Here is a 19,844-nt window from a genome sequence, read left to right as displayed (position 1 = left end):
CCTAGAAATGTATAAAAATAGCATAGTTTTCATTCTGATTTTTTGTCTGACTTTATCGTTATCTGCCCAAGATTTACGATGGAAAATAGCTGATGATAAATCTATTGTATGGCAAGTAGATGAGCGAATTCCACATTATGACCATATTGAGATGAGCGGAGAGCAGGTTTCTACCGTATTAAGGTACGGGGTACGTGAGGATGGATCGCTTAAAATGGAAATGTCGCTGGTGTGGCCCCTGCTGCGTAAAATTCCAAATAATACACATGGTAGTTTGATGCAGAAATATACGACAGATTATCCTGCATCCTTTACCGTGGATGGAAAGTTGTTTTCTCGGGAGAAAGTGAAGTCTATTTCGTTGGATGGACGATTGACGGCTTTAAGTGAGTTTTACATAGGCAATGAGCAGAAGCCCAGCGTCGAGATTGTACAGCGATACTTTCCATCGACAACCTTACCGGTATTATGTCACCGTATAATTGTCAAAAATATCACGAATAAGGAGATGATGCTATCAGTCCCTATGCAAAAGCGGGTTTACAAAAGTCCAAATGAACACGGGGTAGATGGCATCTATACCCAGATCTTATCCATTCATAATGGGGGTGTATATACATTAAAGGCCGGCGAAAGTGTTACTATAGAGACCTCGGTGGGTGCTTATAAAGAGGGGCAGGCCCAAGATGAAATAGACAATGGGGTTGAGGAACAAAAAAGAGAAGCGTTTGTCCGGCAAATGTGGGATAATCTTGTATTCACTTCTCCGGATGAAGTGATAAATACCATGTTTGCGTTTGCCAAGATCAGAGCGGCAGAAAGTATATTTAAGACCAAGGGAGGCTACATGCACGGTCCCGGAGGTGAGGCTTATTATGCGGCGATATGGGCCAATGATCAGGCAGAGTATGTAAATCCTCTTTTTCCGTTCATGGGGTATCGAACGGCAAATTTATCTGCCATCAATTCCTTTCGTCACTTTGCTCGATTTATGAATACAGATTATCGACCCATCCCGAGCTCTATTATTGCTGAGGGAGATGATATTTGGCACGGGGCGGGCGACCGGGGCGATGGAGCGATGATTGCCTATGGTGCAGCCCGGTACGCACTGGAGCGGGCAGATAGGGCTGAAGCTGCGGAATTATGGAGTTTGATCGAATGGTGTTTAGAATTCTGTAAACGGAAAATAACGAAAGATGGGGTGGTGGCATCGGATAGCGATGAACTCGAAGGGCGGTTTCCTGCAGGGCAGGCAAACTTGTCTACCTCTAGTCTATATTACGATGCGTTGATATCTGCTTCTTACCTCGCAAAGGAATTGGGAAAGCCTAAGACATATGCCAAGCGATATCTGCAGGAAGCTGTAGCGTTGAGAAAAAATATCGAAAAATACTTTGGAAGCAATGTGGAAGGATTTGAAACCTATCGTTATTATGATGGAAATACGGTGTTACGCTCCTGGATTTGTGTGCCCCTGACTGTTGGAATTAATGAACGTAAAGAGGGGTCTATACAGGCGTTGTTCTCACCGCGGTTGTGGACAAAAAATGGGTTGCTGACGCAAGCAGGAACGGAAACATTTTGGGATCGTTCGACATTGTATGCACTCCGTGGGGTATATAGTGCTGGCGAAAGTGATACTGCAACGGCTTATCTCAAACACTATTCTACGGAAAGGCTTCTCGGAGATCACGTGCCGTATGCCATAGAGGCCTGGCCTGAAGGTAGCCAAAGGCATTTGTCTGCCGAAAGTGGATTATACTGTCGCGTCATCACGGAAGGGATGTTCGGTTTTCGTCCCACAGGTTTTCGCAGTTTTACACTTAATCCGCAATTGCCGGAGGACTGGGACAACATTAGTTTGAAAAACGTGTGGGCCTGTTCGGATAGTCCATATGATATAGAGGTGGTGAGAACAACTAAAAATGGATTGAAAATTATAATCTCTGGCGTAGGCAAGCCTACGAAAACCTATAGCAGTATCGCCGGTAAAGAGGTTGTCGTGACATTTTAAATTTTGTCTCTGCGATACACACTGTGTTTCGGGCGCGGTGAAAATAGTGCAGAACATTCGTATTCAAGATTAATAAAAGTTATTTTAAAAAATAAGTTATTCAATATGAAAGAATTTAATCGCCGTGATTTTATCAAATCGTCTTCTATCATGGCAGGGATATCGCTAACAGGGACAGCATCGATACCTTCGGTGTTGTCAGGTGTGGATGATCACATTAAAATAGCATTGATCGGATGCGGGGGACGAGGTACGGGTGCCGTCGTCAACGCATTCGAGTCTGGCCAACGTGTCAAATTGGTTGCGATGGCGGATGCTTTTCAGGAAAATATCAAAACATCTTACGACAACCTTTTAAAGAAGTATGGTGACAAGATTGATGTTCCCGATTCAAGAAAGTATGTAGGTTTTGATGCATATAAGTCCGCTATTCAGGATGCTGATGTGGTTATATTGACTACTCCTCCCGGTTTTCGGCCTCTACATTTTGAAGAGGTGGTGCGACAGGGAAAGCACGCGTTCCTGGAAAAGCCTGTGGCAGTTGATATCCCGGGGGTACGTCGCGTATTAGAAGCTGCAAAGGTGGCGAAACAGAAAAAGCTGAACGTGGTGGTTGGTTTACAACGAAGATTCCAAAATAATTATAAGGAAGCTGTAAAAAGAATACACGATGGATTAATAGGTAATGTAGTGGCAGGCCAGGTGTATTGGAATAGTGGAGGAGTATGGGTGAGGCCCCGTGAACCGCAGCAAACGGAGATGGAATATCAGATGCGAAATTGGTATTATTTCAACTGGTTATGTGGTGACCATATCGTTGAGCAGCATGTGCATCAGTTGGATGTTGCCAATTGGATCAAACAGAAGTATCCGGTTTCGATCCAAGGTACGGGTTCAAGGGCACATCGCACAGGTAAGGAATATGGCGAGATTTATGATAATTTTGCGATAGAGTTGACATATGATGATGGTTCTGTTATGTACAGTCAATGCCGTCATTTTGAGGGGATACATAATCGAGTAGATGAAACTTTTCAAGCGACGAGGGGCCGTGCCTATATATCCGCTGGTAATCAAGCTATTTTATGGGATGACAAAGGAAATGAAATTTTCAGACATAACGCGAAAGGCGATCCAAATCCGTACGCACAAGAACACGTAGAGTTATTTGATGCCATCGCGAAAGGAGAGCATAGGTTTCAAGATATCGAATTTTCAGCTTACAGCACATTGACAGGTATTATTGGTCGATTGGCTTGTTATACGGGTAAAGTGATCAATTGGGATCAAGCTCTGCAATCCAACATAGACCTTTCTCCTGATGTGTATGCCTGGACGGCTAATCCTAAGGTTCTGCCTGATGAAAATGGCTTTTATCCTGTGGCAAAGCCTGGTATCGTCACAGAGCCATTCATTTAAAGAACGAAACTCTACGCAAACCTGGGTAAGAGGGAAATAAGCCTTCCTGCGCGGTGTACTACTGAAGCAATTTGGCAATAGCCGTAAAACCTTTGCGATGCGCGTGTTGGAGTGAAGTGACGCCATCGTGATCCGGTATATCCAGCTTAGCGCCTGCATCTTTAAGGATCTGTACGATCTCTTGGTAAGTGGCACCGCCATCTCCCAGGATCACCGCCTCCAATAATGCCGTCCAGCCTAACCGGTTGATATGATCAATCGGATAGTTTTTGGTATTGGCAAGCAAGCGAACGGTTTCTACATGACCACGTTCACAGGCCGGAATAAGTGCCGAGCCATGGTAACGGTTGAATACGTTAAACTTAGCCCCGTTTTCCAGATACAACTGTACCAACTCGGTTTGCCCGCTGGCACCTGCGTATAGAAATGGACTGTCCTTATTGTCTGCCTGCTGATTGACGTCAGCGCCATGTGCGACCAGTAGCTCGGCCATATCGACAAGTCGGTTATTGGTAGCGATCAATAAAAGCGAACGTTGGCTATTGTCTGTTGTGTTGACATTTACACGGTTTTCCAGTGCTTTTTGTACGGCAGTTAGATCGTTGGTCTCAACGAGTTTTATAATTTCGGCTGTGTTCATCGCGATTTGTTTTTGGTTACTAAACTTTGCTTCCCACCAGGTTTTTATTTCGGCTTTTCGCACCGAATCTGTCTTAGGGCAGCTGGTTAGGAAAGCGGGGTATTTTTTTCCTAATCGGTAGGCATCAATCAAATCCATGGCATGACCACCAATTGTCGCTGAATCCTTTAAAGGCAGTGTTGAAGCAAGTACGCTGACGGCGCATTTGGCCGGTTCTTCACTGTCGATAAGTTTCATCAAGTACGCCAGCTCCTTTTTCTGGATCCACCTGCTGGGAGCCTGGTTAACTAACGACAAGAGGTTGATGGCAACGGCAGTTCCTTCAATATCGGTTTTCTTTAATCTTTCTACATACTCGGCCACTGTGGTATTCAAAAAGTTAATGTAAAACGGGCCGCGAAATGTAGCTGTATCAACGAAATGTGCCTTATCTGAATCTTTTAGCTGTGCAGTAGCATACGACGATGCGATCAGCGCCACAAAGAGGCACATGATCTTATGTGTACTGTTTTTTTTGAAGATGGAAGCCATTGCTATCATAAAACTTATTATCGTAATGCAAAACTAAATGTATGCCTTGAAAACCTCAGGTCCGTTTGGCAACGAAGGGCATCGTTCGCGCTACTCGGTCTTGCCTTTGAGTGAAGCGTAGATGGCCATGGCGTGTCCGTGTCCCAATTCAAATTCTTCTTTTAGCCAATTGGTGATCTGTGTTGCTTTTACCGTCAGATCGCCATTTTCCAGAAATCCTTTTTCTTCGGCCAGTTTTTTGAAGTCTTCCGGAGACTTTCCAGTTTTTTTCTGAATGTTGTCAATATACGCTTGAAATGACATTGTAATTTATGTTTGGTGTTGTTTGATTCGTAATAGTAAATATACGAGATATTTTTTTAAATGTCGTTTGTCATTGTTGCTTTGGAGCGCTCTAAATTTGTCGATCTTAGATAAGTAAACAGAGAACTCGATATGAAGATATACCAACATACACTGCGGGTCGCAGCTAAGCCCAGGGGATTTCACCTGATTACTAAAAATGTGGTGGAGATTCTTCCTGCAAGGCATCTACCTGTGCGAACACTGGGATCATGGAGGTGCCCGGCAACTGGTGGTTACCGCATGGGGAAGCTGACCGCAGGCTAGAACGCTGGTCGCGAAAGTGATAACGGCTTTTTTTTGGTGGTAACGACACCTGCACCGACGGTGCTAGACGGATCGTTGCACGGTAAGGTGTAGCCCAACTGCTGTTTTTCTGAGACGGAATTCGTAAATACAAAGCATTTTTTATATGTTTGAACAACCGTATACAAGGAAAAGATGCTGGCTTGATGGACCATCATCTGATCATAATAAATTATTGGGGTGTCCTAGACTTTCGAAATGGAAGATGAATCACAGTGGTGGGAAATGTTTCGCATGGGCGATGAAACATCGTTCAAACGTATTTTTGAGCGGTATCAATCGCTATTGTTCAACTACGGCTATAAGTTTACGCAGGATGAAAACCTAATAGATGATTGCGTACAGGAGCTTTTTGTAAAGCTATGGTATAACCGGGAGACACTAGGCGCTACGGCCTCGGTCAAAAATTACCTATTTAAATCCTTTCGCCGTATGCTATCCCGTAAACTGGAGCGGGCTAACCGTTTCTTCAGCATAAACACGCTAACGTCTGAAAAGCTACCGTTTGACATCGAACTGCCCGTCGATGTAGATTTGATGCGAAAGGAGCGGCTCGCCGAAATACAGCAGCAACTTGCCCTAGCGTTGGATAAAATGTCGCCGAGGCAACGGGAAATAATCCACCTCCGGTATTTTGAAGAAATGACGTACGAAGAAATTGCGGACGTGATGGGACTCTCTGTCAAAGACACCTACAAACTTTTTTATCGTGCGATGGATAGTTTACGCAAATACATCGGTAAGGTAAATCTGCTTGCCCTTCTTGCGCTTATCGGCCATCTGAAGGCGACGAATATCTTGAAATCTTAGGTTTCCACTTTGCTTCTTACTATGCTACGATTTTGCTGTTTGACAATCTTTTGTCAGATACGTTGAGATTCTTTTACTGTTCGTAGAAAAAAAATAAAAATAATTGAAATTCATTGGGGTAATTTTCATCATTCAGGTATACTATAATAAAGCAGCACATGAAAGCCACGTTTTCGACATATCAGAATTTTAAAGCGATAGACTTTTTTCAGGATGAATTTTTTTCCGCAAGCGCAGGATCACCGCGCGAGGAGGATCAGCAGTTCTGGCAAGAGCTGGGCGTTGCTTATCCGGAACTTCTTCCCGAAATGGACCGGGCGCTAAGCTGGATCGTACTGATAAAACAGCAGCCCGTGAAGCGTGCTGAAGGTAGCTTGGAGCTGTGCTGGCGGGGGATTCAAGATCGGATACCGCAATATGCACGTCGACAGGCCAGGGTACAGCGTATACAGACGGTAATACGTTGGTCTGCAGCCGCAGCAGCGGTCTTCCTCGCGGTGATGCTATTTTATGAAGTAAATCAATTTGGTACCAAAAGCACGAAAACGAGCTTCGGTCAACGTCGGGAAGTGCTTTTGCCAGACGAATCCCTGATCGATTTGAATAGCAATTCGACTCTATCGTATGTGCGGGACTGGAAATCGGATAAACCGAGGGAGGTATGGCTCACCGGTGAAGCCATGTTTGAAGTGAAGCATACTGCCGTGCGCAATCGCCTACGGGAAAATGATCGATTCGTGGTGCGAGTGGCCGATCTATCTCTTACCGTTCTGGGAACGAAATTTAATGTCAAAGAACGCCGTGGTCGCGTGGAGGTAACACTCATCGAAGGAAGTTTGCAGATTACGGGAGGAAATGGCCTCGAAAAAATATTGAAACCCGGTGAAACATTTGTATACGATAGATCTGCTAAAACCGAAACAGTGCTAGAGAAAGATGTGGCCAAGGTATCGTCTTGGACTCGGGGAGAACTGGATATCGAACACGCCAACTTGTCCAATATTGTGGAAGTGCTCGAAGATAACTACGGGTATAAGGTTGTGCTAGCGGATTCCGGCCTGTTGGAAAAAAGGCTCACGGGTACGATTCCGATGACCAACGTGAAAGATATTCTTTTCGTGTTGAAGCACACGATGGATGTCAATATCCGTGTTAAGGACAAGGAAATAACCATCAATTCAAAATAATAAGTACAATTAATTAACATTTATGAAATCAAAATTACTGATGCTTTTTATCTTCCTGCTGGTCTGCAGCGGTGGATATGCCCAAAGGAAGGTGAGCCTTGGACAAGCGTTAAACGAGGTAACCCGGATCTATGGAACGAAGTTTTCCTATGAGGAAGGGTTATTACGTGATGCGCAGGTAAATGCTGAGCTACTCCCGAAAAATAAAAATACGCCTGTCGAGTCGGTGTTAAAGGAAATTTTATACCCCAGTGGCTTTTTATTTTTATATGTGCAGAGAGACTACTATACCATTATCCGAGACAGCCGTTCGAAAGATGACGGGGAAGGTAATCGGTATTGGAAGGTAATCACGGGTACGGTGAAAGATAGCAACGGTAAACCGTTAGTAGGGGTGACGGTTCTCCCGGACGGGGTTGGTGTCCGTAGTGGCGTGTCCACAAGCAGCGACGGCCGGTATACGCTGCGCTTAACGCTGCCAGCACAGGCGCTTACGTTTTCCTCGGTAGGCTTACAGCCTCAGCGACGCGTGATCGGCAACGATACGCAGATTGATGTCTCCATGGGACAGGTGATAAATCAATTGGAGGAGGTTGAAGTGCTGTCTACTGGATATCAGAAATTATCGAAGGAAAGGGCTACAGGAGCTTTCGGACAGATTACGGCAAAGGAACTAAAAGAGGTTCCTGCGGTGAATCTTCTAGAGCGCATCGAGGGCATGATTCCAGGTGTACAGGTTGATTTAGTAAAAAATAGCATTACAGTGAGAGGGGTTAATACATTTGGATCAGGTAATAATGTCAGAAATCCTTTGATTGTTATCGACGGATTTCCCGCAATTGACCAAAATCTCGTTGAAAATACAACACAGTTTGCAAATAACTCCATTTTAAATCGATTCAATCCGGCAGATATCGAAAGTATTACCGTGCTAAAGGACGCAGCAGCAGCTTCTATTTGGGGAGCGCAAGCAGCCAACGGTGTTATTGTAATCGAGACAAAAAAGGGACGCATCAGTGAACCTACTATCTCTTTTAGTACCAATTTGAGTATATCTTCTCCTGCCGATTTACGTAATATCAATAGGATGTCGAGCAGAGATTACGTGGATTTCGAAAAGGAACTCTTCGAATACGGTTGGATGCAGGATCCCGAAATCTGGTACCCCAGCTGGCAGCAATTTAATTCAAATCGACCTACCAGTGAAGCGATACAATGGATGTACAAAGCGCAGAAAAACGAGATTAGCGCACAAGAGTTAGATACGGAACTAGAAAGGCTATCTAATATCGATAATACTTCTCAGATAGGAAAGTACTTGTTACGGAATGCGGTTACGCAGCAACACAATCTATCGGTATCAGGTGGAAATGCACGCACGACTTATATGATATCCGGTAATTATTCGAATGACGTACCAGTCTTTAAATCGAATAAAGCACAATCATTTTTTGTGAATTCTAACGTAACGACTAATTTTTGGGATCAACGACTCCGTCTATCTACTGGGGTGAACTACACATATACTAAGAATTATTCCAATCAAGTAGCGGCCAATACCTTGGGAAACGGACCTGAAGCGTTAAGACCATATGAACTGTTGGTAGATGCAAATGGAAATAGGATGCGCAGATCCTTAAAATTTACAGATGCGGTAGCAGCTGATTTTTATAAAATAGGTTTATACGATTGGACGTATAATGCGATAGATGAGTTGGATTATAACGGGTATAATACGGGTGATAACAGATTTCGTATTAATTCGCAATTGGATGCCAAAGTCAATAGTTGGGCAAGTGTCAGCTTGTCTGGTATGTTGCAAAGAACCCTAGCTGAAAGTAGTCAACTAGACGAACTGAACAGCTATAGCATGCGCGACTTCTTAAATTATTATACTACAGTGAATTTTCAGGATGATACGTTTACGCGAAATTTTGTTCAGGGAGGACGAATGGTCATGCGTAATGAAAATTCTACCTTGTATAATCTACGTCTTCAAGGGAACATCGATAAATCTTGGGGTGACTTCGTAAACTTAAATATGCTTTTTGGGGGAGAAATAAGTTCACAGACCGGGATTAACTATCAGCAGACACGTTATGGATTTAACGAAGACACGTACACCTCCGCTTCTTATAATCAAATAGGCAGTTTTATGGGGATTGAGGGATGGGAGCAAAGTATTTCTGTATCTGATGGGTCAATTGGAAGGCCTAACTTACGCAAGATGTCATATTATTCCAATGCCGCATTGTCTTTTCTTAACGGAAAATATATCGTTTCTGGTAGTGCGCGTTTCGACGATTTGACGATGGTGGGTATTTCTAGGGCCAAAAGAGCAAGACCGCTTTGGTCCGCTGGCGCAAAGTGGAATTTGAAAGCAGAGGAATTCCTAGCGCAACAGCAATGGCTTAGTGCATTAAACCTTCGGGTAACCTATGGTGTCGGAGGGACGATTCCGGCGGGAGGTTCTAATGCTACGGTTATAAATATCGAAGGAAGGGACAACCAGACGGGTGATATTCCAGCATCTATCGCTAATCCGGCCAATCCTGAGGTAGGATGGGAGAAGGTATATACCCAAAACTATGGACTGGATTTTTCTATCTTGAATAATCGGTTGAACGTTAATTTCGACATCTATAAAAAACATAGCAAGGATATCCTTTATAATTTCCCGTTTAATTCGACTTATGGTTGGACCTTTGTGCAATTCAACGGCGGTACGATGCAGTCTAATGGTATAGACTTAGGTGTTTCCGGAGAAATTATACGAAAGGAAAATTTTCGATGGAATTCCATGTTTAATTTCTCGTACAATACCAATGAGGTGACGGAGTCCAGGTTTGTAATTACCGATGTAAGTCAATATATCAATGGTAGTTATATAGAAGGAATGCCTGTCGACTATTTATACGCGTATGCGTGGGCAGGGCTTGATGAGACAGGACAAGCGCAAGTAGCGAAAGCAAATGGCGATATTATAAAAAGTACACAAGGTGGAAGAGGTCTTTTTGAGCGTGAAGACCTAGTTTATGTGGGACGCACAACGGCTCCGTACTATGGCGGATTTATGAATACCTTCACGTACAAAGGGATCAACCTAGGGGTAAGAATTTCGTATGAGGCGGGACACGTTAAAAGGTTACAGTCCTTAGCGAATTATCCGCAGTATCAAGGCACACAGTATGGCGTAATAGGTACCAATACGTTGCAAGTGGATCGCTGGCGAAATCCAGGTGATGAAGCAACAACTGATATACCCGGGCTAAAAAATATAAACACCAACAGCTTCAACAGATATAGGGATTCGGAATTGAATGTTATTGATGCAAGTCATATCCGTCTGCAACAAATATCACTAGGCTACAATCTTCCTGCCAGCATGGTAAAGCATACGCCGTTCAAATCACTGGGTGTGAATGCCGCCATACGAAATCTTGGCATCATATGGAAGGCCAATGAGATGGGGATTGATCCACTGTACGTACGTGATAATACCTATAATAATTTGGCGCCTACCAAAAATTATTTTTTGACAATTAATGCCACTTTTTAACGAGAAGAAACATGAAAGCTAAATATTTATTATTAGTCGCGATAGGATCGTCATGTGTTAGTTTTAACGCTTGCCGGAATTATGTAGAAGTTGAACAATTTAATGTGCGTAATTTGAAGTATACAACAGATTATGGATACCTTCTAAACAACAATACGGTTTTTGGCCAGACATATCATACGCCAGTTTTGTCTGGTGATGATTTGGTGTACAGCAACGAAGCCTATCAGCAACAGCAGACTGATTTTGTGGGCTGGGCCTACACGTGGTCTACACAATTAGTGAACGACGAGTTAGAAGATTTGAACTGGTCGCGTCCTTACCAACAGATCTATACGGCAAATGAAGTTATTGCTGGTGTAATGGAAAGTGTCGATGGCACCGAATCGCAAAAGAAGGCCTTGTTAGCTGAAGCAAAAGTACAACGTGCGTATAACTACTTTGTATTGGTGAATTTATATGGCGCGATATACAACCCGGAGACAGCGACAGAGGCGATCGGTGTTCCGTTACTGTTAACACCTACTTTATTTGCTCCGTTAGACCGTTCGTCCGTAGCCGACGTTTATGGGCAAATTGTAAAGGATCTGCAAGAAGGGCTGGTAGATATTCCGACAACCGTGGCGAATAAGCGACACCCCAATAAAGCCGCTGTTTATGCTTTGTTAGCGATTGTTAATTTGCACATGCGCAATTTTACTGCAGCGCGCAGCCATGCGGAGGAAGCGCTACAGTATAATAGCGAACTGTTAGATCTCCAAAACTATGCGACATCTGTAGCTGGCTATCCGCTCACATTTGCGAATCCCGAAACTTATTTTTCGAAACTGGTGGGGCAGCAATACAATGAACAACTGAATCCAGTGCTTTTGGCGTTATTTGATGCCACTGATCTTCGCGGTACGGTATTTACCCAGACACCGTTTAATAGTAGTCAGATGCCCGTTGGTGCAAAGATATCTAGAAAGCATACGATTATGCAGACGGGCGCATCGGGTATAGAAGCGGGACCTAGTGTACCTGAAATGCTTTTGATTAAGGCTGAGGTCGATGCACGTTCAGGAAACGTTGAACTCGCCATGGAAGCCGTCAATACGCTCCGCAAGAAACGATATAAGGCCGAAGATTACGTGGCGCTATCGGCCAACACGGCAGAGCAGGCCTTACTTACCGTCGTCAATGAGCGACGAAGAGAATTCTTTGTTTCAGGGCGCCGTTGGCTTGATATGCGTCGATTTAACCTCGATGCCGATTTGGCCAAAGAATACAGGAGATCGTTCAAAAATCAAGAACATGTCTTAGCAATTAACAGCAATCGGTATATCTACCCCGTTGCAAATAAGTATTTGCAGTTTAATCCCGAAATCGGGCAAAGTCCGAGATAATGTGCAAGAAAGGATCGTGTCTGTCGTAGATAGTTGGAATATAGGTGTATATGAATATTTACGTTATTAAAAATAAATATAGAGTTGATGAAAAAGCAGATGATTATCATACTACTGTTAGCTATGCAGGTTGCATTGTATGCGCAACCCCGGTTCGACGGTAGTATTTTTAAGCCGAGACAGCCAAAAGGCGTAAATGCCCTTCAAATCCTGTACGATGCGCGCAACAAGGATTTAGAATTCAGCGATGAGGTACAGGCCGCGCTGTATGTATACGAAAACTTTGAATGGAAGCGTCATCTCCTGCCCATGGAAAAAAATACGGACGGACTATGGACCGCGTCGCTTGCGGTAACGCCACAGGTCGCATTCGTAGCGGTTAAGTTTTTTCAGGGTGATATAAACCAGCCCGATGTATTCGACAATAATGAAGGGAAGGGATATGGCGTGGCCTTAGCGGATGCAAAGGGCAATGCCAAGGCTGGTGCGTATTTGGGCGAAGCGTCTTTTCAGGTGCCGGGAATTTCGACTGGGGGGCTTTATGGTTACTATGCCGAAGAGCCGAAACCCTTAGCTAAATCCGACCTGGAAACGCTTGCAGCAAACGAAATGCGCTTGTCTGGACAGCAGTACCTGAAGTTCTTCGAATCGTACATGAAGTTGCAAGAGCTGGTTTTGGGCGACGCTTTCCCCGCGTATGCGACCAAAACGCTACAAACGTATCTTGCCGATAAAAACTTGGACGAGGATGCCCTTGGCGACCTCTATCAGTATACTAAATTTCGGCTCAAAGATGAACAGCTGGCGGCTGCCATCGAGACGCGCATCGGGAAGGAGTTTCCGAAGGGGACCACAGCGCGTTTTGTCGCCTACAACAACACAAAAGGAAGTAGCCCGGATCGGGCGGAAGCGATTGCTTCGTACGAAGATTTTCTACACCGTTTCCCGATAGCAGAATGGCGCAAGCAGCCTAATAAGCAAGGGTTCATCTATTATGCGGTTTACCGGGGACTGGGGTCCTCTTACTTTGATGCAAAGCAGTTCGACAAGTTTGTTGCCTTGTATGATGATATCGATTTTCGCACGGGTAATGAGTTGATGCGCTGGAATATCATGCGCGCTTATATGTTTAAGTTGGTAGGGCAAGATACCTTGTATCAGGTTGCTGAAGCTATTCTACCGAAGCTCATCGCGCGAAAAGACGACGGTTCTTATCTAAGTGATTTCGACGACAAGGCGATGGCGGACGCCAATAGGATGAAGCAATTGGACGATCGCTTATTTACACACATCTCGTTGTTGAACGACCTAAAAAAATACAAGGAAGCGAGAACGTATTTCTACGAATTATCCGATGACGGAAAGTACAGCAACGCGGAACTGAATGAAATTAACCTGCAGGTGCTGGAAGGATTGGACGATCGGAAACAGATTTTGCCCTTACTGGAGATGAGTGCGCGGCAGAACGCCATGACACCAAGAATGTTTGATACACTGCACGCGATATATTTGGCACAGCATAATAGAGAAGCAGCAGGCTATGAAGACTACCTCTCGAGCCTAAAGTCTAATGAGCAAAAGGCAGAAATGAAAGCCTACGTCGATCAGCACTGGGTAAACCATCCGATGCCTGATTTTCGCTTAGAAGATGCGGGCGGGTCTTTCGTTACGCCGGCAGACTGGAAAGGCAAAATTGTGGTGGTCGATTTTTGGGCGACTTGGTGTCGGCCCTGTATTATGGCATTCCCCGGTATGCAGCTCTTGGTCGATAAGTACGCAAAAGACGATTCGGTGGCGGTATACATGGTTGGTACCATGCAAACCGGCGATTACAAAGGTAAATCGGTCAACTTCGTGCATGGTGAGGGATACCGGTTTAATTTACTACACGACGCGGTAAACCCGGCAACCAACGAGCAGGATTTCGTCTTCAGGCAATTGGTCCCGCTCTTCGGGGATTCTTCTATCCCACGTAAGATTGTGGTAAAAGATGGACGCGTGCGGTACTGCTCGGGCGGCTATTCGGGTAGCCCGAGTAAACTGATGGACGAACTGTCATTAGCCATTGAAACATTAAAGAGTGAAAACTAAAAGCCATTTGGCATAAAGGGGTATGAATAGAAAAACAACGGGAATACTCGTGGGGATGATCGGCCTAGCTTTTGCAACCCAGGCGCAGATGAATCCGAAATACAAGTTTGAAGAAGCGCTAAAGCTCATTCAAGCGAACTATGTGGATCAGGTAAATGAGGAACATCTGGTGGATGCGGCGATAAAAGCCATGATTTCGGATCTGGATCCGCACTCACATTACACCAGTAGGGAGGAAGCGGAGGCGATGCGCCAGGCGATGAGTGGTAGCTTTGCCGGAATCGGCATCCAGTTCTTGAAAAATGCAGATAAAACGTATGTTACCATGGTGAATCCCGACGGGCCGGCCATGCGGGCGGGGATACGTGTAGGCGATCAAATCAACAGCATCGATGGGGAATCTATTGTTGGTGAACAACTTGGGAACAAGGAGATTATGCTGAAGCTGCGTGGAGATAAAGATGTGCCCGTAGTGTTAGAAATTGTATCGCCGGGTAGCACCGTGTCAAAGGAGATCAGTATCGTACGCGAAAATATCTTGGAAAAGTCGGTGCGTGAAAGCTATATGGTAGACCAGGAGATTGGCTATATCGCACTGTCGATCTTTAACCGCACGACGCGACCGGAGATCGATGCCGCCTTAAAAAAGCTGCAGGAGCAAGGGATGAAAAAACTCATTCTGGATTTGCAGAGCAACGGCGGTGGATATGTGGAATCGGCGATAGGTGTGGTAGATGAATTTTTACCAAAAGATAAAATGGTGTTTTATTCGGTCCCAAATGAAGGTGGACGGGATTATTACGCCACGGGTGGCTATGGTCGGTTTTACGACGGCGCATTGGTGGTATTGATCGATGAGTCTACGGCCTCGTCGAGCGAAATTGTGACGGGTGCCTTGCAAGACTGGGATCGCGCGGTGGTCATTGGGCGACGTAGCTTCGGAAAAGGGTTGATGCAAAGACCCGTGCCGCTCTCGGATGGATCTGAAATGCAACTGACCGGCGCACGCTACTATACGCCTTCGGGTCGGTCGATCCAGAAGCCCTATGGTAACGGAAAGGAAGACTATTTTGAAGACTTCAATAGAAGGTTGCAATCGAAGGAACTCTTGGAGGAAGGGCACGTACAGTTTCCGGACTCGCTGAAATATACGACGCTAAGTACCAAAAGAATTGTCTATGGCGGGGGCGGAATCATGCCCGATCGTTTCGTGCCGATCGACACCAACCAATACAGCAATTGGATGTCACAGCTGATGACTAACGGTGTCGTATCCAAGGGCGGCTTTGAATTTGTGCAGCAAAACAGGGAGGCATTATTACAGAGCTATCCCGACTTTGATCAGTTCCATAGCCGTTTTAAGGTGCCTGTCGAATTGCACAGGCAACTCGTAGACTACGCGCGCAATTTGTCTATTGAGATCCCTACGGAAGAGCAGACGGCAGCGCATGCCGCGATTGACGTGGAATTTAAAGCACAGGTGGGCTCGCTATTGTATACGGGTGGCGATTATATGGCGCGGATTCGAAACGAGGCTAACCAGAGTTTTAACGAAGCCCTGCGTGTGCTGCGCGACGATAAGCTGTACAGCGCGTTATTGCAGGTAGGGACTGTTGGAGAGAAATTAACACAAAAAACAAAATGAAGATGAAGAAGATGACATGGGCATGGATGCTCGCATGTGCCTTACCGACGTTCGCGGTGGCACAGCAAGATTATACCCTCCAAGGGCAAGTGGGGAAGCTGGATAAGCCAGCAAAGGCTTATTTGCGCCTGAAGTACGATGGCAAAGAGCATATCGACTCGGTAGAGATGAATAAAGGTAAGTTTACGTTTAAAGGGACGATCCAATCGCCAATGGAGGCACACTTGCGGATTATACACGACGACAAACCGTTTGATCCCGCGAAGCCGATGAAACAGGATATCTTACCGTTTTTTATCGAAGGGAAAGCGATCAAGTTTGTGGCTAAGGATTCGATACAAAATGCGATCATATCCGGTTCGCCATTAAATGCCGAAAATGAAGCGGTAAATGCCATGCTTAAACCGATCTACGCGCAGTACGATGCGCTAGATGCGGAATATAAATCGAAGTCGCTGGCGGATCAGCAAGATCCGAAGTACATCCAGACATTAGAGGAGCGTGCGGCAATCATCCAGCAGGAGACTGTTGATGCGAAAATGGCATTTGTCGCTAAAAATCCGGGCAGTTACATGGCGTTGATGGCTTTTAATTCGACCTTACCGCCCGAGTTTGACGCGTTGGCTGCGGAGAAGGTGTTTGCTACATTGGATCCTGCTATACAGAATACCATATTGGGCAGGGAGCTCGCAGCGCGGATCGCTACGGTAAAGAAAACACAGGATGGCGTAGAGGCACCTAACTTCACGCAGCCAGATGTGGACGGTAACCCGGTGAGCTTGTCGGATTATCGAGGTAAATATGTACTCATCGATTTCTGGGCGTCCTGGTGTGCACCCTGCCGTCGGGAGAACCCGAATTTGGTTAAATCGTATGCGAAATACCAAAAAAACGGATTTGAAATTTTGGGAGTTTCTATGGATAAGGCGGCTGATAAGGCGAAATGGCTAAAAGCGATTCAGGACGATGGCCTAACCTGGAAACAGGTAGGTGATTTAAAGGGCTGGGATAATGAAGCTGGCGTATTGTATGATATCAAAGCAATCCCGATGAACTTTCTGGTTGATCCGGAAGGTAAGATCATTGCGAAATATTTGCGCGGAGAGGAACTCGATGAAAAGCTCCACGAAATATTCGGAGAATAACACCAGACCGACTTCATGAATAGGTTGCCGGGCGCCGGGGAGCACATGCTATAGCGTGTGCTCCCCGGCGTTTTCGTTTAGGAAGCGCTTCTCCGGCTGCTTTCCAGGTTAACGAGTGGCCGTTTTGGTTCCGCGTTTCTACTTATAAGATTTGATGTATCCGATATTTTTCCGATTTTGTTAAAATCGGGTGGATTATGGTCATACATGGAAACTAATTCGACGGTTGAATGTTTCATTATTAAGTATAAATCGAACGTATCAACTTTATTTTAATAATAAATACATATGAAAGCAGTACTAATAGGTGCAACGGGAGCAACGGGCAAAGAGGTATTGGATCTGCTGCTTGCCAATGAAAAATTTACGGAAGTGGTGGCACTGGTTCGTAAGCCACTGGCAATAGCGCATGAAAAGCTCCGCGCGGTAGTGGTTGATTTTGATAATCTGTCGCGGTGGAGTGACGTTATACAGGGTGATGTGGCTTTATCTTGTCTGGGTACAACATTAAAAGATGCAGGCAGTAAGGAAGCGCAGTTTAAGGTGGATCACGATTATCAGCAAGAGTTTGCAAAATTGGCGAAAAAGAACGGCGTCTCTACTTTTTTACTGATCTCGTCTTCGGGCGCCGATCCGAAATCGTGGATTTTTTATTCGAGAATGAAGGGGCAATTGGAACGAGAGATTGAAGGGTTAAACTTCGAAAGCTTCCTTGCGTTTCGTCCCGGAGCGTTAGTAAGGCCGCAATCTGACCGTAAGGGTGAAAAGATAGGTGTTTCGGTTATTTCTTTTTTCAATAAAATTGGCCTATTTCGCAACATGGCGCCCCTGCCGGTAAGGCGCTTGGCGGCATTGATGGTGCGCTATAGTATCAGCCCGCCAATAGGCTACACGATTGTAGGTTCTGGAAGGATTATAAAAGAATCCAAAGAGCTATTGAAATGAAGATATACCAAGAAACACTTCGGATCACAGCCAAGCCTAGGGGATTTCACCTGATTACCAACGAGGTGGTGAAAGCGCTTCCCGGGATCGAGTCGATCTCGATGGGAATCTGTCAGGTGTTTATACAGCATACATCGGCATCGCTCACCATCAACGAGAATGCAGACCCAACCGTCCGTGCCGATTTCGAGACTTTTTTTAACAAGACCGTCAAGGAAAACGATCCCGACTATATGCACGATTACGAAGGGTCGGACGATATGCCGGCCCACCTCAAAAGCGCGCTCTTAGGCTGCTCATTAACCATACCCATTAGCGATGGCCGGTTGAATTTGGGTACATGGCAAGGCATCTACCTGTGCGAACACCGCAATTATGGCGGTGCTAGACATCTTGTGGTCACTGCATGGGGAAGCTAAAGGTCGTTTATCGCGAAACAAGTATTAACATTGTCGCCATCTCGATGAGCCAGCACGCTCTTCGTTCATTGCGATAGTAACATCATCGTCATCGCTAACCTGGGGCACGAAGGTGTGGCGATCTTACCGCGTATTAATTGAAGACTGCCGCGTCGTAATCCTCGTTCTGACGAGTAAAAAGTATTCAATTTAACCCCGCCCGAAATTCAAGCGGACTTTGACTGGTTTTTGCCTTAAACATTTTGCTGAAGGACTGGGAATGTTCGAACCCGAGCTCGTACGCAATTTCCGAAACCGACAGTGCTGTGGTACTTAACCGCGTTTTAGCATAGTCGACCACTTTGTTCTGGATATGCTGCTGCGTATTTTGTTGGGTGTAGATGCGGAGCAGACTGCCCAAATAGTTTGCCGAAATGTTTAATTGCGCAGCAAGAGTGGTTACGGTAGGTATGCCATGCTCGCCGAGCTTCTCTGCTGTGAAATGTTGTGCAAGGAGCTGTTCAAACCGAACCACCAGTTCCTGAGTAGATTTTTTTCGGGTGATAAACTGTCGCTCGTAAAACCGTTCGGCATAGATCAATAAGCGCTCTACCTGATTTATAATCAGATCCTGACTGAACTTATCAATATGGGATTGATATTCTTTTTCGATGTTTTGAAGGATATCTACTACGGTCTCCTCTTCTTTATCGGAAAGAAACAATGCTTCATTGACTGCATACTTGAAAAAATCATACGACTTTATCTTGGTGGCCAGATCGGTATGCCACAAAAAATCGGGATGAATAAGCAATAGCCAACCGGTTGGTTCAACCTGGGCCTCGGGGTTGACCTCGATTCTTAAAAATTGATCGGGCGACACAAAGCAGAGCACACCCGAATCAAAATCGTATTGTTGTTGGCCGTAGTTGAACCGGGCATTTACGTTCCGTTTCAAACCGATGGAATAGAAATGTTGGATCCATTTCAGTTCGATATCGTTTAGGGGATAGTTTACCTTGCTGTAATCGATCAAGCTAATGAGCGGATGCTCCGGCTTGGGCAGACCACAGAAGGTGTGAAACTCGGTGAGCGAATGAAAGCGAAAGGTGTTTTCCATTGGTGCTAATTTAAGGCATTAATTTTCCTTATACAAGATCATACCGGCGTGATATAGTATTCCGTCTTTAAATTCGCCATCGGCTGTAAAACCGGTGTCGTCTTTGTAATCAATGTGATTGCCGGTGACCTGATAACTTCCCTGGTAAGCATGCTTACGGTTACCCCGCGCTTCGTCATACCGGTTATTAGGCAAGAGTTCGTGCCGGATGTATCCATCTTCGGTTACCCACATGCCGATATAGGCTTTGGTGTCGGCTATCGTTTCGTTCATCATCGTTTTTTTCGAGCTCATACAGCTTATG

The 19,844-nt window shown here is 45.2% G+C and carries 15 protein-coding genes; 11 read left to right on the top strand and 4 right to left on the bottom strand.

Features of this window, described 5'->3' with window-relative positions:
• Positions 1 to 7: 7 nt before the first annotated feature.
• Complete coding sequence (locus C4F40_RS06970) at positions 8 to 2,017, top strand: glucosidase family protein (protein WP_196938622.1); 2,010 nt, start codon at positions 8 to 10, stop codon at positions 2,015 to 2,017.
• A 105-nt stretch (positions 2,018 to 2,122) separates the two neighbouring features.
• Entirely contained in the window at positions 2,123 to 3,436 is a 1,314-nt protein-coding gene (locus C4F40_RS06965) for a Gfo/Idh/MocA family protein (RefSeq protein WP_196938621.1), read from the top strand.
• Positions 3,437 to 3,494: 58 nt separating this feature from the next.
• Here C4F40_RS06965 and C4F40_RS21545 read toward each other — a convergent pair whose 3' ends face one another.
• Entirely contained in the window at positions 3,495 to 4,616 is a 1,122-nt protein-coding gene (locus tag C4F40_RS21545) for an ankyrin repeat domain-containing protein (protein WP_231389953.1), read from the bottom strand.
• A gap of 81 nt (positions 4,617 to 4,697) precedes the next feature.
• A complete protein-coding gene (locus C4F40_RS06955; protein WP_196938620.1) occupies positions 4,698 to 4,910 on the bottom strand; it encodes a DUF4287 domain-containing protein in 213 nt (70 codons plus the stop codon).
• Between the two features lie 543 nt (positions 4,911 to 5,453).
• On the opposite strand from C4F40_RS06955, the gene C4F40_RS06950 reads away from it, so the two are divergent.
• The 9 genes from C4F40_RS06950 (at position 5,454) to C4F40_RS06910 (ending at position 18,441) form a co-directional block, all read left to right on the top strand.
• A complete protein-coding gene (locus C4F40_RS06950) occupies positions 5,454 to 6,065 on the top strand; it encodes an RNA polymerase sigma factor (RefSeq protein ID WP_196938619.1) in 612 nt (203 codons plus the stop codon).
• A gap of 158 nt (positions 6,066 to 6,223) precedes the next feature.
• Positions 6,224 to 7,252: a FecR family protein gene (locus C4F40_RS06945; RefSeq protein WP_196938618.1), complete on the top strand. Its 1,029-nt coding sequence runs from the start codon at positions 6,224 to 6,226 to the stop codon at positions 7,250 to 7,252.
• Positions 7,253 to 7,274: 22 nt separating this feature from the next.
• The gene (locus tag C4F40_RS06940; protein ID WP_196938617.1) at positions 7,275 to 10,811 is read left to right on the top strand and encodes a SusC/RagA family TonB-linked outer membrane protein; all 3,537 of its coding nucleotides are present in this window, start codon (positions 7,275 to 7,277) and stop codon (positions 10,809 to 10,811) included.
• Between the two features lie 11 nt (positions 10,812 to 10,822).
• Positions 10,823 to 12,196, top strand: a complete 1,374-nt coding sequence (locus tag C4F40_RS06935; RefSeq protein WP_196938616.1) for a RagB/SusD family nutrient uptake outer membrane protein — start codon at positions 10,823 to 10,825, stop codon at positions 12,194 to 12,196.
• Positions 12,197 to 12,283: 87 nt separating this feature from the next.
• Positions 12,284 to 14,287: a TlpA family protein disulfide reductase gene (locus C4F40_RS06930; protein WP_196938615.1), complete on the top strand. Its 2,004-nt coding sequence runs from the start codon at positions 12,284 to 12,286 to the stop codon at positions 14,285 to 14,287.
• A gap of 22 nt (positions 14,288 to 14,309) precedes the next feature.
• Positions 14,310 to 15,932 carry a S41 family peptidase gene (locus C4F40_RS06925; RefSeq protein WP_196938614.1) on the top strand — a complete coding sequence of 541 codons (1,623 nt, stop codon included), beginning with the start codon at positions 14,310 to 14,312 and terminating at the stop codon, positions 15,930 to 15,932.
• Positions 15,933 to 15,934: 2 nt separating this feature from the next.
• Entirely contained in the window at positions 15,935 to 17,077 is a 1,143-nt protein-coding gene (locus tag C4F40_RS06920) for a TlpA disulfide reductase family protein (protein WP_196938613.1), read from the top strand.
• 288 nt (positions 17,078 to 17,365) lie between these two features.
• The gene (locus tag C4F40_RS06915; RefSeq protein ID WP_196938612.1) at positions 17,366 to 18,022 is read left to right on the top strand and encodes an NAD(P)H-binding protein; all 657 of its coding nucleotides are present in this window, start codon (positions 17,366 to 17,368) and stop codon (positions 18,020 to 18,022) included.
• Positions 18,019 to 18,441 (top strand): secondary thiamine-phosphate synthase enzyme YjbQ, encoded by a 423-nt coding sequence (locus tag C4F40_RS06910; protein ID WP_196938611.1) that lies wholly within the window; start codon positions 18,019 to 18,021, stop codon positions 18,439 to 18,441. Before C4F40_RS06915 ends, C4F40_RS06910 begins: the two co-directional genes overlap by 4 nt.
• A gap of 184 nt (positions 18,442 to 18,625) precedes the next feature.
• Here C4F40_RS06910 and C4F40_RS06905 read toward each other — a convergent pair whose 3' ends face one another.
• Both C4F40_RS06905 and C4F40_RS06900 read right to left on the bottom strand, forming a co-directional pair.
• The gene (locus C4F40_RS06905) at positions 18,626 to 19,540 is read right to left on the bottom strand and encodes a helix-turn-helix domain-containing protein (protein WP_196938610.1); all 915 of its coding nucleotides are present in this window, start codon (positions 19,538 to 19,540) and stop codon (positions 18,626 to 18,628) included.
• Between the two features lie 18 nt (positions 19,541 to 19,558).
• Positions 19,559 to 19,834, bottom strand: coding sequence for an Atu4866 domain-containing protein (locus tag C4F40_RS06900; RefSeq protein ID WP_231389952.1), 276 nt, complete (start codon positions 19,832 to 19,834; stop codon positions 19,559 to 19,561).
• Between the last annotated feature and the right edge of the window lie 10 nt (positions 19,835 to 19,844).

It is taken from the genome of Sphingobacterium pedocola (genome assembly GCF_015209965.1).
Lineage (GTDB): Bacteria > Bacteroidota > Bacteroidia > Sphingobacteriales > Sphingobacteriaceae > Sphingobacterium > Sphingobacterium pedocola.
Note: the sequence above shows the minus strand (reverse complement) of the source record. Positions and strands in the feature narration are given on the sequence as shown.

Bases quoted from the DNA above. Each gene is read 5' to 3' on its own strand.
- C4F40_RS06920 (WP_196938613.1), top strand. From the start codon at position 15,935: ATGAAGAAGATGACATGGGCATGGATGCTCGCATGTGCCTTACCGACG.
- C4F40_RS21545 (WP_231389953.1), bottom strand. From the start codon at position 4,616: ATGATAGCAATGGCTTCCATCTTCAAAAAAAACAGTACACATAAGATC.
- C4F40_RS06950 (WP_196938619.1), top strand. From the start codon at position 5,454: ATGGAAGATGAATCACAGTGGTGGGAAATGTTTCGCATGGGCGATGAA.
- C4F40_RS06900 (WP_231389952.1), bottom strand. From the start codon at position 19,834: ATGAGCTCGAAAAAAACGATGATGAACGAAACGATAGCCGACACCAAA.
- C4F40_RS06930 (WP_196938615.1), top strand. From the start codon at position 12,284: ATGAAAAAGCAGATGATTATCATACTACTGTTAGCTATGCAGGTTGCA.
- C4F40_RS06945 (WP_196938618.1), top strand. From the start codon at position 6,224: ATGAAAGCCACGTTTTCGACATATCAGAATTTTAAAGCGATAGACTTT.
- C4F40_RS06965 (WP_196938621.1), top strand. From the start codon at position 2,123: ATGAAAGAATTTAATCGCCGTGATTTTATCAAATCGTCTTCTATCATG.
- C4F40_RS06910 (WP_196938611.1), top strand. From the start codon at position 18,019: ATGAAGATATACCAAGAAACACTTCGGATCACAGCCAAGCCTAGGGGA.
- C4F40_RS06940 (WP_196938617.1), top strand. From the start codon at position 7,275: ATGAAATCAAAATTACTGATGCTTTTTATCTTCCTGCTGGTCTGCAGC.
- C4F40_RS06905 (WP_196938610.1), bottom strand. From the start codon at position 19,540: ATGGAAAACACCTTTCGCTTTCATTCGCTCACCGAGTTTCACACCTTC.
- C4F40_RS06915 (WP_196938612.1), top strand. From the start codon at position 17,366: ATGAAAGCAGTACTAATAGGTGCAACGGGAGCAACGGGCAAAGAGGTA.
- C4F40_RS06970 (WP_196938622.1), top strand. From the start codon at position 8: ATGTATAAAAATAGCATAGTTTTCATTCTGATTTTTTGTCTGACTTTA.
- C4F40_RS06935 (WP_196938616.1), top strand. From the start codon at position 10,823: ATGAAAGCTAAATATTTATTATTAGTCGCGATAGGATCGTCATGTGTT.
- C4F40_RS06925 (WP_196938614.1), top strand. From the start codon at position 14,310: ATGAATAGAAAAACAACGGGAATACTCGTGGGGATGATCGGCCTAGCT.
- C4F40_RS06955 (WP_196938620.1), bottom strand. From the start codon at position 4,910: ATGTCATTTCAAGCGTATATTGACAACATTCAGAAAAAAACTGGAAAG.